This window comes from Bradyrhizobium sp. CCBAU 51753 (genome assembly GCF_015291565.1).
Lineage (GTDB): Bacteria > Pseudomonadota > Alphaproteobacteria > Rhizobiales > Xanthobacteraceae > Bradyrhizobium > Bradyrhizobium ivorense.
In genome coordinates this window covers 3395211-3409649 of record NZ_CP030037.1, presented here as the reverse complement: position 1 = coordinate 3409649, position 14439 = coordinate 3395211, and the positions used below count along the sequence as shown (strand labels likewise).

Below are 14439 nucleotides of genomic sequence, written 5' to 3'. Positions count from 1 at the left end.
TCCCCGGATTTCGCTTCGCTGCATCCGGGCTACGATCAACTCAATATCTCAACACCTGCTTCCCTGCGATCGCGCCGACGCTCGCAACGATCGCGGTTGCCAGCGTGTACCAGGTCGCGACGAACAGCGGCGAGTCATCGGTGCAGTGCGACGCATAGATCGTCGCAGCCAGCCCTGCAGACAGCAGCCCCGCCACCGCGCCGGCCACCGCAGGCTGCGCCGGCGCGCCCTGCCGGAGCCCGTACAACGCGCCGGCGAGCAGCGGCAGCGACATTGCGGGGATCGCGGTCATGCAGGCCACCGAGTTCTTGCCGATCAGACGCGTCATCATCGGCGTCCGCTGCGGCATCATCATCTCGCCGCTCATGGCGGCCATCAGGATGCCGGCCGGGACCAGCAGCCACCAGCCGAAGCTGCGCAGCGAGGCTTCCGGGCGCGACAGATGCAGGCTGACCGCGATCGCCGCGGCGGCGAGCGCCAGCGTGACCGCGAACTTCAGGTCGAAGAACGGATTGCGCATCGCGGTCATCACGTCGGGCCGGACGCCGAGTTCGGCAAAGAAGATCAGCAGCGAGACCGGCGCCGCCGCGAGCAGCGCCAGCATCAGCGCGAGTCCGATCGGGCGCGGGCGATAGGCGTTGTCGGCGGTCAGAGTTCGAATGAGTTGATCGGTATCCATGCTCACTGATCCCTGAGTTTTGCGGTGAGGCTCGCCAGTCCGCGATGCAGCGCGACGCGCACCGCGCCCTCGCTCATCGAGAATTTCGCCGCCGTGTCCTTGATCGAGGCGCTGTCGACGGCGATCGACTGCAGCACCTCGCGCTGCCGCGGCGGCAAGGTCTGCAACTGGGCGGCGACCTCGCCCGCCGACGCGGTCGGTTCCGGTGCCTCCCCCGGCAGCGTCTCGGCGAAGTCATCGATATTGACGAAGATGCGCCTGCCGCGGCGGCGCAGCGCATCGATCAGCTTGTTGCGCGCGATCGCGAACAGCCACGGGGCAAACGGGGCGCTGGTGTCCCAGGTCTGCCGCTTCAAATGCACCGCAAGCAAGATATCCTGCACGATGTCCTCGGACTGATCGACCGGTTGCCCTGCGCGCGCCAAGCCGCGGCGCGCCGCAGCACGGAGTACCGGCGTGATGGCCTTGAGCAGGCGATGATACGCTGCGTCATCGCCTGAAATGGCCGACCGCATCAGGCCGGTCCATTCATCCTCACGTTCGCGCACGCAGGCTCCTGAATTGCAATTCGGCCAATCCTTCAATTCGTTACGCCGCTGCCAGTGATCACGAATTCGTGATCCCATTCGTGATCCATGGTTCGGACGGGGCCGCACCGATGACCGGCCTCAAAGAATCGCTCCGGCGGGGTTCTCCAGACACCGTGGCTCATAACATCGATCGGACCGACAAGCATCGGGGCTGCTTTCGCCACGCGCGTCCGCACGATGAAATTGCCCAGCTTTTGCCCCTGAAGGCCCGAAGATTCCCTGTTTCTGCCCCGGTGTAGACACGCGGCGGGGTCTCTGTTCGCCCGGCGGGCAGGCATAATGGGGAGATCATCAGAATGAAGATCAAAGCCAGTGGGCGCTTGGCCTTGATGGTTGCAGCAGGTTTTTTCGTGTGTCTCGCCGGTCCGTTGCCGGCCCACGCGGCCGGCGCGGACACCTCAGCGGACAAATCCGACAGCGCCACGCCGGACAAGACCGTCCGGCAGAGTTCGCGGCCAGCCAAGCGCTCCGCGCAGCACTCATCTTCCGGGACCGCCGCCAAATCAGCGACCAAGAAGGCCGTCGCGGGCGATGCCGGCAGCGTGACGTCGACGGGTATCCCCGCCTCGGTCGCCAACGCCAATGCCGAACTGACCTCCGGTGACAACGCGACAGCCATGCCGGCGCAGGCCAATGGCGTGCTGGCGGCGGCCGACAAGCCCGCCGATGACGGCAGCGTGGTCGCGTCCGATCAGCTCAATGACGTCGATCGCGCCCTGCAGCAGGAGCAGCCGGCGGAACCGCAGCAGCAGGCCCAGCAGCAGACGACCCAGCCGCAGATGGCCCAGCAAGAGACCCCGCCCGTCCAGCCGCAGGCCGCCGCGGCGGCGCCCCCCAAGCCGGCGCCGGTGCTGGCCAGCAGCGAAAGCTCGAGCCTCGACCAGACGTCGTTGATCGGAAAGATCTTCATCGGCTTCGGCGCCCTGCTGACGGTGGCCTCCGCCGCGCGCATGTTCATGGCATAGCCCGCCCTGCGCTCGCGGCTGCGGCGGGTAGCGCCGCACCGCGGGCCAAGGGCCGCGTCAAGAGACCCGTTTCAGCCACTTGAAGCGCATCCCGTCAGCGGGCACATTGCCGGGCAAATCAGGCACGGGATTGCGTCCATGGCTACGTTCGAATTCATCATCGTCGAGAGCAAGGGGCCGGTCGGCATCATCACGCTGAACCGGCCGAAAATGCTGAATGCGCTGTCGTTCGGCGTTTTCCGCGAGATCGCGGCGGCGGTCGACGATCTCGAGGCCGACGACGCCATCGGCTGTCTCCTGATCACCGGCAGCGAGAAGGCCTTCGCGGCCGGCGCCGACATCAAGGAGATGCAGCCGAAGGGCTTCATCGACATGTTCAACAGCGACTTCACCGCGATCGGCGGCGACCGCGTCGCGCGCTGCCGCAAGCCGACGATCGCGGCGGTCGCCGGCTACGCGCTGGGCGGCGGCTGCGAGCTCGCGATGATGTGCGACATCATCATCGCCGCAGACACCGCCAAGTTCGGCCAGCCGGAGATCACCCTCGGCACCATCCCGGGCATCGGCGGCACGCAGCGGCTGACGCGCGCGATCGGCAAGTCGAAGGCGATGGATCTCTGCCTCACCGGGCGGATGATGGACGCCGCCGAAGCCGAGCGCTCCGGCCTGGTGTCGCGGATCGTCCCGGCCGACAAGCTGATGGAAGAAGCGCTGGCCGCGGCGGAGAAGATCGCCTCGATGTCGCGTCCGGCGGCCGCGATGGCCAAGGAAGCCATCAACCGCGCCTTCGAGACGCCGCTGTCGGAAGGCATGAATGTCGAGCGCAATCTGTTCCACTCGACGTTTGCGCTCGAGGATCGTTCCGAAGGCATGGCGGCGTTCATCGAGAAGCGCAAGCCGGTCAACAAGAACCGCTAAAGCATGATCCGGAAAAGTGCGAAGCGGTTTTCCGAACAAGATCATGCTCAAATAACCAGCTAAAGCGCGATAATCTTATCGCGCTTTAGCGGCTCCGCTGCAGGGCTGCGTTGACCAGCGCGCGATAGGCGCGCTCGGAAAAATGCGTCGGCTTGTCGAGGTCGAGCCGCGCCAGGCATTCCCGATTCGCAACATCAGGCGGATGCCGCATGCCCTGCCAGAGCAGGCCCGCGAGTTGCAGCGGCGTGCGCTGCGCCTGCTGCAGGATCTGCAGCGCGGGGATCAGCCGCTGCTCGACATCGGTGAAATCGCTGCCGAACGGGAATAACGGCAACAGGCCCGCCTCACGCGCGGGCTTCAAAGCATCGCGAATGCGCTCTGGAAAGTTTTCGCGGTAGGCCGCGGGCAGCTCATAATTGCGCGGCAGCTTGCCGGCGTCCTTGGCCTGCCGCATCAGCTCGCCCTGGAAGCGGGAATCCGCGACCTGCAGCATCGCGGCAATCACGTCGGCATCGGACTTGCCGCGCACGTCGGCGACCCCATACTCGGTGACGAAGATGTCGCGCAGGTGCCGCGGAATGGTTTCGTGGCCGTAGGACCAGCGGATGTTCGACTGTCGTCGTTTGCCGGACGGACGCGTCGCCTCCAGCGCCAGCACCGAGCGCGCGCCTTCGAGCGCGAACGCCTGTGCCACGAAATTGTACTGGCCGCCGACGCCGCTGACGACCTGGCCGTTCTCGAGCCCGTCAGAGATCGCAGCACCGAGCAGCGTCGCCATCATCGCATTGTTGACGAAGCGTGCATCGACGCGGGCGCGGCGCTTGCTGTCCGCGTCGGCAAAGATCTCGTTGGTAAAGGACACCGGCACCATCTGGATCCGCGCCAGCTGATCGGCGGGCATCTCGCGCAGCGCGCGATAGAATGATTGCGGCCCGAGGAAAAATGCGCCGTGCAGGATCACCCCGTCGACGTCGCGCTTGAGGATGCCGGCATCGATCAACCCGAGGAATGCCTCGAACACCATCTCGCTGACGCCGTAAAGGCCTTTCTCGAACGGCGCGGTCTCTGCCGCGGCTGGCTCGGTGCCGGGCGCAAGCCGCTTCATGATGCCGTGGAACCGGGCGTTGTCGCGATGGCGAACGATCAGGCCCTGCGCCAGCGCATCGCCGACCTGGCCGATCCCGATCTGCAGCGTGCCGCCGTCACGGACCAGGCCCGCGGCGTGCAGTCCGATGGCATATTTGGTGTCGCTGATCGGCTCGGACGGTGGCGCGAACAGCGGGAAGTCGGTGTCGGGACTGTCGAGCACCGCAGCGAATTCATCGGCCGGCAGATCGCCGGCGCCCGGCATGAACGGCAGTTCTGAATTGACCTGCCCGATCAGCTTGAACGACGCGCGCCCCTGCGCGCGGGCGCGCAGCACATCGAGCGTGGTGTCGGTGTTGCAGCTCAGGCTGTAGCGCGTCGCGCCGTCGACCACGCGCTTCGCAACAAGTTGCGGCACGACGTTCAGCCCGCGCGACAACAGATACGACGCCGCATGGGTGTAGTTCGCCGAAATGAAGTTCTGTTGCGCGACCGGCCGATACAGCCATTGCCCGGCGAGGAAGAAGAACTCGATCACCTCGATGTTGGGCGGCAGCGCACCGGCGCGCAGCGCATCGGCGTAGACGAGATCGGGATAGCCGCCGAACAAACGGTCGATCACCGGACCGATGAAACGCTGCTCGAGCAGGCTTTTCGGCTTCGGCTTCTCCAGCGTCAGCGCGGAGAACAGGGTCAGCTTGATCGAGCGGTCGGCGACGGCGCGCGCATAGAGCGCATTGACGATGTGGTTGGCCTTGCCGAGGCCGAGTGGCAGCCCGACCACCAGACTGGTTCCGACATCACGAATGACATGTTCCGCGATCGCCTCCGGATCGGTGAAGATGTTCGGCATCAGCAATCAATCCAGCGGGCTGTGGATAACCGGCGACGAGCGGCCGGCGGTCCAAGCTTATACTTCATGCGGCGTTCACCTGCGCCTGTGACGTGGCGGCAACAGACAAGAACTGAAATGATGTGCTGATGTCGCGCGGCGGTTTGCCTGTGGCGGCCCCGCCCCCTAAACAGGTAGATGTGTCGAGGGCATTGGCGGGGGCGCACTGCCGGGGTTTGTTTTGCGGGATCACATGGTTGAGCGTGCCGCCACAGTTGGCGAAGTCAAGATGCGCGTACTGTTGTCGGGCATCTGCCTTGGCGCGTTGGTATGCAGCCTGCTAGCCGCACCTGCCGCCCGCGCCGAGAGCCTGCCGGAGGCACTGGCCAAGGCCTATCAGACCAATCCGCAGCTCAACGCCGAACGGGCCCGCCAGCGCGCCACCGACGAGAACGTGCCGCAGGCGCTGGCCGGCTACCGGCCGCAGATCGTCGCCGGCCTCTCGGTCGGCCTGCAGGCGGTGCGCGACCAGTTGCCTGGCAACGTGATCCAGACCGCAACGCTAAAACCCTGGCAGATCGGCGTCACGGTGACGCAGACCCTGTTCAACGGCTTCAAGACCGCCAATAGCGTGCGGGTCGCCGAGTTGCAGGTGCGGTCCGGCCGCGAGGCGCTGCGCAACGTCGGCCAAGGCGTGCTGCTCGACGCCGTCACCGCCTATACCAACGTGCTGGCCAACCAGACGCTGGTCGAGGCGCAGCGCGCCAACGTCGCCTTCCTCAAGGAGACCCGGGCGATCACCGAGCGGCGCCTCAATGCCGGCGATGTCACGCCGACCGATACCGCCCAGGCCGAAGCCCGGCTCAACCGCGGCCTCGCCGATCTCAACGCCGCCGAGGTCAACCTCGCGATCAGCCAGGCCACCTATGCGCAGGTGGTCGGCAACGCACCGTCGCAGTTGCGTCCGGCCGAGACCACCGACCGGCTGCTGCCGCGCAGCCGCGAAGACTCGATTGGGCTGGCGTTGCGCGAGCATCCGGCTGTGATGGCGGCGGGCTTCGACGTCGACGTCGCCTCGACCTCGATCCGCGTCGCCGAGAGCAGCCTGATGCCGAACGTTTCCGTGCAGGGCAGCGTCAGCCGCGCCCGCGACAACGACTCCACGCTCAGCACCTTCGGGACGGATCAAGCCTCCGTGATCGGCCAGGTGACGCAGCCGATCTATGACGGCGGCACCGCGGCATCGCAGACCCGGCAGGCCAAGGAAGTCGCAGCACAGAGCCGGCTCGTGCTGGATCAGGTCCGCAACCAGGCCAAGACCGCCGTGGTCAGCGCGTGGGTCGCCAATGAGGGCGCCAAGATCGCGGTGTCGGCTTCCGAGTCCGAAGTGAAGGCCGCCGAGGTTGCGCTGGCCGGCGTGCAGAAGGAAGCCGCCGGCGGGCAGCGCACCACGGTCGACGTGCTCAACGCGCAGCAGGATCTGATCACGGCCCGGGCGCGGCTGATCGGCGCGCAGCGCGATCGCGTGGTCGCCTCCTATACGCTGCTCAGCGCGGTCGGGCGCCTCGACGTCAAGACGCTCAATCTGAAGACGCCGGACTATTTGCCCGAGGTGCATTACCACCAGGTGCGCGACGCCTGGCACGGCCTGCGCACGCCGTCGGGGCAATAGATGTCGCGGAACCGCACGCAGCGCGCGCATCGAGCCCTTCCCGCCCGCACCGTCCCCCGATAACCTCCCCGCCGCCGGCGATGCATAACGCCGGGGCGCGGACATCGCGCATAACAGATGAGCATGCAGGGAGACGTCCAATGCTGACGCGACGCAGTATGATGCTTGCCTCCATCGCGGCGGGAGTGACCATGAACAGCAGCAACGCATTTTCCAAGGCAGCGCAGCCGGCGACGGCGGTGAACTTCGACGTGCCGCCGGGGGCGTGCGACTGCCACACCCACATCCATGGCGATCCCGAGAAATTCCCGTTCTTCGCCGGCCGCGTCTACACGCCGGAACTGGCCTCGCCGGAGGAGATGAGCGCGCTGCACAAGGCGCTGAAGATCGAGCGCGTGGTGATCGTGACGCCGAGCATCTACGGCCCCGACAATTCCTCGACGCTGTTCGGCATGACCGCGCGCGGCGCGACCGCGCGGGGCGTCGCCGTGATCGACGACAAGACCAGCGAGAGCGACCTCGACGCGATGCAGAAGGCCGGCTTCCGCGGCATCCGCCTCAACCTTGCGACCGGCGGCGTTAACGACCCCAATGTCGGCCGGCAGCGGTTCTCCGCCGCGGTCGAGCGGATGAAGGCGCGCGGCTGGCATGTGCAGCTGTTCACCAGCCTCGCGATGATATCAGCGATCAAGGAGCTGGTCTTAGCCTCCCCGGTCCCCGTCGTGTTCGACCATTTCGGCGGCGCCGAGGCCGCGCTCGGCGTAGGCCAACCGGGATTTGCCGACCTCGTCGAGCTGGTCAAGTCGGGTAAGGCTTACGTCAAGATCTCCGGCGCCTACCGCGCCTCCAAGCGAGGGCCTGACTATGAGGACGCTGCGCCGCTGGCGCAGGCGCTGATCGCGGCCAATGCCGAGCGCATCGTCTGGGGCACCGACTGGCCGCATCCGGATTCGGTGACGCCGGCCGGCAAGAAGATCAGCGATGTGACGCCGCTGTTCCAGATCGACGACGGCCGCCTGCTCAACCAGCTCGCGGTCTGGGCGCCGGACGCCGCGGTACGCAAGAGGATCCTGGTCGACAATCCGGCACGGCTCTACGGCTTCACCTGATGCTCTTTGTTTTGAGCGTGATCTTGTCGGAAAACCGCTACGCACTTTTCCGGATCACGCTCAGCGCTCCTTCGGCCGGCGCGAGAAATAGGAGATCAAGACCGGCAGCGTGATCAGGATCACCAGCGGCGCCAGCAGCATGCCGGTGACGACGACGATGGCGAGCGGCTTCTGCACCTGCGAGCCGATGCCCTCCGACACCGCCGCCGGCAGCAGGCCGACGCCGGCGACGACGCACGTCATCAGCACCGGACGCAGCTGCAGCTCGCCGGTGCGGATCACCGCGCGCATCCGGTCATAGCCCTCGTCGATCAGCTGGTTGAACTGCGACAGGATGATGATGCCGTCCATCACGGCGATGCCGAACAGCGCGATGAAGCCGATCGCCGCCGAGACGCTGAACGGGATGCCCGAGATCAACAGGCCGAGCACGCCGCCGAAGATCGCCATCGGGATCACGCTCATGGCCAGCATCGTGTCGACCATCGAACCGAAATTGAAGAACAACAGCACCGCGATCAGCGCCAGGCTGATCGGCACCACGATCGACAGCCGCTTGATGGCGTCCTGCAGATTGCCGAACTCGCCGACCCATTCGACATGGGAGCCGGGCGGCAGCTGTACCTGCTCGGCGATCTTCTGCTGCGCCTCCTGGATCGCGCTGCCGAGGTCGCGCTCGCGCACCGAGAACTTGATCGGCAGATAGCGCTCCTGCTGCTCGCGGTAGATATAGGCCGCGCCGGAGATCAGGTTGATCGAGGCGACCTCGCTGAGCGGAATCTGCGTGATCCCGCCGTTCGCATTCGCAACCCCGATCCTTAAGTTGTGGATCGCCTCCGCGCTCTTGCGATATTCCGGCGCAAGGCGAACGATGATCGGGAAGTGCCGGTCGCTGCCGGGCTCATAGAGGTCGCCCGCGGTGTCGCCGCCGACCGCGACCTTGATGGTGGCGTTGATGTCGCCCGGCGACAGGCCGTAGCGCGCGGCGCGGGCGCGATCGACGTCGATCTGGATCGTCGGCTGGCCGAGCGAGGTGAACACCGCAAGGTCGGTGACGCCCTGCACCGTCGCCAGCACGGACTTGATCTTGTTGGCGGTGTCGGTCAGCGCCTGCAGATCGTTGCCGTACAGCTTGATCGAGTTCTCGCCCTTCACGCCGGACACCGCCTCGGAGACGTTGTCCTGCAGGTATTGCGAGAAGTTGAATTCGACGCCGGGGAATTTCTCCTGCAGCTGCGCCAGCAGTTGCGCGGTGAGCACGTCCTTGTCGTGGGTATCCGGCCATTCGCTGGCCGGCTTCAGCGGCGCGAAGAACTCGGCGTTGAACAGGCCGGCCGCGTCGGTGCCGTCGTCGGGACGGCCGTGCTGCGACACCACAGACACCACCTCCGGCCGGCTGCGGATCATGCGCCGCATCTCGTTGACGTAGGCGTTGCCCTCCTGCAGCGAGATGGTCGGCGGCAGCGTGGCGCGGATCCACAGATTGCCCTCTTCCAGCTTGGGCAGGAATTCGAGGCCGAGGAACCGCGCCAGCACGATGGTGGTGACGACGAGCGCCGCGGCGCCGGCCATCACGATCTTGCGGTTGGCGATCGCCCAGTTCAGCACCGGCACGTAGATCGCATCGAGCTTCTTGACGATCCAAGTCTCGGTCTCGTGGATATGCGCCGGCAGGATGATCGCGCTCAGCGCCGGCGTCACCGTGAACGTCGCGAGCAAGCCGCCGGCCAGCGCGTAGGCATAGGTGCGCGCCATCGGGCCGAAGATGTTGCCCTCGACGCCGCTCAGCGTGAACAGCGGCAGGAAGGCGGCGATGATGATCGCGGCGGCAAAGAAGATCGAGCGCGAGACGTCGGCTGCCGCCGACAAGATCGCGTGGCTCTTCATGCCCATCACCGTGTCCTCGGAGATGTGGCTGCGCTCCTCCTCCGACAGCGCCGTGGTCTGCGACAGGCGGCGGAAGATCGCCTCCACCATGATCACGGTGGCGTCGACGATCAGGCCGAAATCGATCGCGCCGACCGACAGCAAATTGGCGGATTCGCCGCGCAGCACCAGGATGATCACGGCAAAGAACAGCGCGAACGGGATCGTCGCGCCGACGATCAGCGCGCTGCGGAGATCGCCGAGGAAGATCCACTGCAGCAGCACGATCAAGAGGATGCCGACCACCATGTTGTGCAGCACGGTGTGGGTGGTGAGCTCGATCAGGTCCTTGCGGTCGTAGATCCGTTCGATCTTCACACCCGGCGGCAGCAGCGAGGAATTGTTGATCTGGTTGACCAGCTGCTCGACGCGGGAGATCGTCGGCGAGCTCTGCTCGCCGCGGCGCATCAGGACGATGCCCTGCACGATGTCGTCGTCATTGTCGAGGCCGGCGATGCCGAGCCGCGGCTTCTCGCCGATCGTGACATGGGCGATGTCGCGCACCAGCACCGGGTTGCCGCCGGACTGCGACACCATGGTGTTGGCGAGGTCCTCGACCGAGCGGATCAGGCCGACGCCGCGCACCACCGCCGACTGCGAGCCGATGTTCACGGTGTTGCCGCCGACATTGATGTTGGCGTTGCCGACCGCCTGCAGCACCTGCGGCAGCGTCAGGCCGTTGGCGACCAGCTTGTTGAAGTCGACCTGGATCTCGTAGGTCTTGGTCTTGCCGCCCCAGCCGGTGACGTCGATCACGCCGGGCACCGCGCGGAAGCGGCGCTGCAACACCCAGTCCTGCAGCGTCTTGAGATCGAGCACGCTGTAGTTCGGCGGGCCCTTCAGGCGGTAGCGAAAAATCTCACCGATCGGGCTGAGCGGCGAGATGCCGGGCTGTACGTTGCCCGGCAGCGGCGTCAGCTGGGCCAGACGGTTGAGCACCTGCTGCAGCGCCTCGTCATAGGTGTAGTCGAACGAGAATTGCAGTTTGACGTCGGACAGGCCGTACAGCGAGATGGTGCGGATGGTGCGCAGGTTCTTCAGGCCGGCGACCTGGGTCTCGATCGGGATCGTGATGTAGCGCTCGATCTCCTCCGCCGAGAGGCCCGGGCTCTGCGTCACGATGTCGACCATCGGCGGGGTTGGATCGGGATAGGCCTCGATGTTGAGCTGCTTGAAGGCGAGCACGCCGCCGATCAGCACGGCGACGAACAGGGCCACCATCAGATAGCGGCGATTGACGGCAAGGGCGACGAGACGATCCATTCAGATCGAGGCTTTCAACTCTGAGGGGCTTTATGACTGAGCATGATGTCTTCGGAAAACCGGTTCCCACTTTTCCGGATCATGCTCTCACGTGCCTGACGCGGCGCGGTCGATGAAGAGGCTTCCCTTCGTCACGATCTGCTCGCCCGGCTTCAGATTGCCGGCGACCTCGACGAGCTCGCCGTTGATGAGACCGGGCTTGATCTGGCGCAGCTCGATGGTCTTGTCGTCGGGCCGGGCGACCCAGAGGCGGACCTGGTCGCCTTCGTAGATCAGCGCCTGCTTCGGCACCCCGACCGCCGGGTGATCGCCCTTGGAGAACAGCGTCACATTGGCGAACATCTCCGGCTTCAGCCGGTTGTCGACATTGTCGATGGTGGCGCGGACCAGCAGCCGGCGCGAGGTCGGATCGATCGCGGTGGCGACATAATTGACCCGGGCGTTCAGCACCTTGCCGGGCAGCGCCATCACGCTGAAGGTGAGGTCCTGCCCGACCGCGACGCTGTCGGCGTCGGATTCGCGGACGAAGGCGATCAGCCACACCGTCGAGAGATCGCCGATCACGTAGACCGGATCGCTGGCGCCGGTCGCAACATACTGGCCGGGACCGGCCTTGCGCTGCACCACGGTGCCGCCGATCGGCGCGTACACCGTCGTCTCCGGATTGAGGCGGCCCTTCTGCTGCAGCGTCGTGATGGCGTCGTCGCCGAAGCCGAGGATGCGCAGCTTGTTCTGCGCCGCTTCCAGCAGCGTCTGCGCCGAACGGGCATCGTTCTGCGCCTGCACCAGCGCCGCCTGCGCCTGCTGGTAATCCTTCAGCGGGATCGCCTTGCCTTCGGACAGGTCCTTGGCGCGCTTCTCCTGGATCTGGGCGAGGTCGAGCGTCGACTGCGCCTTGTTGAGGCCGTTCATCGCCGCGACATAGTCGTTTTGCGCCTGCACGGTGTCGGCGGCCTCGATCACGAACAGCGGCTGGCCCTTCACCACGGCATCGCCCGGCCGCACCAGGAGACGGGTGACGCGGCCGGTATAGGGCGAATAGACCGGGGTGGAGCGGTCCTCGTCGATCCCGATCTTGCCCTCGGTCACCAGTTCGGAGCGGAAAGTATGTTCCTTGACGGTCTGGAAGGTCAGGCTGGCCCACTCGGCCTGCGTCGGTGCGTAGCGCGAGGCGCCCTTGCGCGACTGGCTGGATACTTCTGAAGGTGTCTGTTTTGCTGTGCTGAAACGCACGTAGCCGTAGCCGCCCGCGCCAACGATCGCCAGCAGCACCACGGCCGCCGCCAGTCGCGGGCGGCTGAAGCTCTGCATTGTCCTGGTAAGGTCTTTAAGCATGCGGTCCGGGGGTCGATCGTTGCGGCTGCCGGCGTGACGGCCCCAGCGCTGCGCTAATAGTGCCGAATTGGCGTCGCGAACAATCGAAAAATCGCAGTTCCGCGGCGGCAGCCGTTAAAATCTGGATAGCATGAACGGCGCCTGAATGGCTCATCCGGGAAACTCCGGGGGATTGCTGCCGAGCGGCATGGCCGGACGGGACCAATGGGCCGGCGTTTGTGACAGCAGGGCAGCGTGCCTGACCGAGCTCAGGGTGCCAAACCCGGACGGCAGCTGCTCGATCAGGGGCGTCACCGCATCGGCCTTCAGGTCCTCGGTCGATAGCCCGCCGGCAATGCGGCCGAGATTCCACAGCCAGCGCCCGGTTTGCGCCAGCGAGACCCGGACGTGCCAGCTGCCGCCCTCGCGCGCCTGGCGGGCCTTGGCCATCATGGCGCCGAACGCCATGAAATATCCGGTGGCGTGGTCGAGCATCTGGGCCGGCAGCTCCTTGGGCCCATCGACCCCGGCGGCCTGGCCCTCGGCATGGTTGAAGCCGGTCGTGGTCTGCACCAGGGAGTCGAAGCCGCGGCGCTCCGCCCATGGCCCGGCGTGGCCATAGGCCGAGAGCGTCACATAGACGATGCCCGGGTTGATGCGGGCCGCCTGCTCCGGCGAGAAGCCAAGCCGCGCGATCGCCTGCGGGCGATAGCCCTGCGAGAGGATGTCGGCCTGCGCGACCAGGCGCTCCATGACGCGACGACCCTGCTCGCTCTTGAGTTCGAGGAAGCTCGTGAGCTTGCCGCGGCCGGTGTCGATGGTCAGCCACGGAATCGCCGGCAGATCCGGACCGGAGATCAAGAGCACGTCGGCGCCGTGCACGGCGAGCGTCCGGCCTGCAACGGGACCGGCGATCACGCGTGACAGATCGAGCACGCGGATGCCGGCCAGCGGCCGGTTGCCCGCGGGCCATGGTTTCGGCGCGGCCTCGCCGATCTTCTCGATCGAGATCAGCGGCAGCTCTGCCAGCGCCTTGGCATGCGGTGTCGCCGACCATTCATCATATGAGCGCATCAGGGCGACGACACCGCCGCTCGCATAGGCCGCGGTCTCGAACGCCTCGCCGTCCCACTGCATGAGCGCGGCCTGGACGTCGTCACGCTCGGCGTTGCAGTTCAGGACCTTGCAGACGGCCTCGCGATGATGCGGAAAGTTGGTGTGGAGGCGGACGAAGCGGTTGTCCTTGACGCGGTAGACGCCGGCGATCTTGTCCCAGGTCGGTGGCGGCGGCTTGTCGTCGACGCGCAGATAGCGCTCGCTGCGGCATTCGACGACGGCATGGCGCATGTCGACCGCGACCTGCTGGGTCGCGCCAGTGCGCGCCCGCCAGATCTCGGCGGCGGCAAGACCGGCCGCGGCGATCGAGACCTGTGCCGCCGCGCCGACGCGAAACGTCGACGGCAGTTGCGGCTCACTGCCGGTCAGCTTGACCATATCGAGTGCGGACGCTGCGCCGCCGGCGCCGGTCCAGATCCCGGCGAGGATGTCATTGACGTTTTGCATGCGCGTTTCCCTTTGCGGTTGTTCTATGCCCGAGCATGATGACAAAAAGGCGGAGTCTTATTGTCTCGTCATGTCCCGCTCTGCCCGACCTGAACAGGAGTTGCAATGGCTGTCATCGATCCCCTCACCGCCGGCGCCGTCTTCCTCGCAACCGCCGGCACCGATGCCGTCTATGTCATGTTCACCTCGGCGGTGGTCGCCCGCAAGCGGGTGCCGGCGGCAACCTGGAGCAGCATCTGGTATCTGCTCTCCTCCTATGCGGTGATCAGCTACACCGAGAACTGGGTCTACGTCGCCTTCGCCGCCGCCGGCTCCTGGGTCGGCGCCTACGCCTCGCTCACCTTCCTGCACCGCCCGCCGGGTGGGCCACCGGTCGGGGCGGCAGTGGAGTAGCGGGCGGCCAGATGTGCATATGCGCGCTACGGTCAGTCCCGTCATCCTGAGGTGCGAGCTCTTGCGAGCCTCGAAGGATCGACGGCCACCAGCGGGGCCGATTCATCCTTCGAGGCTCGCCGAAGAGGC

General features: G+C 66.2%; 11 protein-coding genes. 5 read left to right on the top strand and 6 right to left on the bottom strand.

Annotated features, from left to right (window positions below):
• Nucleotides 1-40: 40 nt before the first annotated feature.
• Nucleotides 41-679, bottom strand: coding sequence for an NrsF family protein (locus XH93_RS15105; RefSeq protein ID WP_139857503.1), 639 nt, complete (start codon nt 677-679; stop codon nt 41-43).
• 2 nt (nt 680-681) lie between these two features.
• Nucleotides 682-1227, bottom strand: a complete 546-nt coding sequence (locus XH93_RS15100; protein WP_139481934.1) for a sigma-70 family RNA polymerase sigma factor — start codon at nt 1225-1227, stop codon at nt 682-684.
• 338 nt (nt 1228-1565) lie between these two features.
• On the opposite strand from XH93_RS15100, the gene XH93_RS15095 reads away from it, so the two are divergent.
• On the top strand, nt 1566-2234 hold the full coding sequence (locus tag XH93_RS15095) for a hypothetical protein (RefSeq protein ID WP_194474132.1): 669 nt from the start codon (nt 1566-1568) through the stop codon (nt 2232-2234).
• Between the two features lie 138 nt (nt 2235-2372).
• Nucleotides 2373-3152, top strand: coding sequence for an enoyl-CoA hydratase (locus XH93_RS15090; protein WP_194474131.1), 780 nt, complete (start codon nt 2373-2375; stop codon nt 3150-3152).
• Nucleotides 3153-3237: 85 nt separating this feature from the next.
• Here XH93_RS15090 and XH93_RS15085 read toward each other — a convergent pair whose 3' ends face one another.
• Entirely contained in the window at nt 3238-5091 is a 1854-nt protein-coding gene (locus XH93_RS15085; RefSeq protein ID WP_194474130.1) for an acetyl-CoA hydrolase/transferase C-terminal domain-containing protein, read from the bottom strand.
• 268 nt (nt 5092-5359) lie between these two features.
• Here XH93_RS15085 and XH93_RS15080 point away from each other — a divergent pair, with 268 nt between their 5' ends.
• Complete coding sequence (locus tag XH93_RS15080; protein WP_246799622.1) at nt 5360-6742, top strand: TolC family outer membrane protein; 1383 nt, start codon at nt 5360-5362, stop codon at nt 6740-6742.
• Between the two features lie 140 nt (nt 6743-6882).
• Nucleotides 6883-7851 carry an amidohydrolase family protein gene (locus XH93_RS15075; RefSeq protein ID WP_194474128.1) on the top strand — a complete coding sequence of 323 codons (969 nt, stop codon included), beginning with the start codon at nt 6883-6885 and terminating at the stop codon, nt 7849-7851.
• A 60-nt stretch (nt 7852-7911) separates the two neighbouring features.
• Here the strand turns inward: XH93_RS15075 and XH93_RS15070 are convergent, their stop codons facing one another.
• From XH93_RS15070 to XH93_RS15060, 3 genes are all read right to left on the bottom strand, one after another.
• Nucleotides 7912-11040, bottom strand: a complete 3129-nt coding sequence (locus tag XH93_RS15070; RefSeq protein WP_139481940.1) for an efflux RND transporter permease subunit — start codon at nt 11038-11040, stop codon at nt 7912-7914.
• Between the two features lie 87 nt (nt 11041-11127).
• Nucleotides 11128-12375, bottom strand: coding sequence for an efflux RND transporter periplasmic adaptor subunit (locus XH93_RS15065; RefSeq protein WP_139857499.1), 1248 nt, complete (start codon nt 12373-12375; stop codon nt 11128-11130).
• Between the two features lie 150 nt (nt 12376-12525).
• Nucleotides 12526-13917, bottom strand: coding sequence for a CoA transferase (locus tag XH93_RS15060; RefSeq protein ID WP_194474127.1), 1392 nt, complete (start codon nt 13915-13917; stop codon nt 12526-12528).
• A 105-nt stretch (nt 13918-14022) separates the two neighbouring features.
• Here XH93_RS15060 and XH93_RS15055 point away from each other — a divergent pair, with 105 nt between their 5' ends.
• Complete coding sequence (locus XH93_RS15055) at nt 14023-14310, top strand: hypothetical protein (RefSeq protein ID WP_139481943.1); 288 nt, start codon at nt 14023-14025, stop codon at nt 14308-14310.
• The last annotated feature ends 129 nt before the right edge of the window (nt 14311-14439 follow it).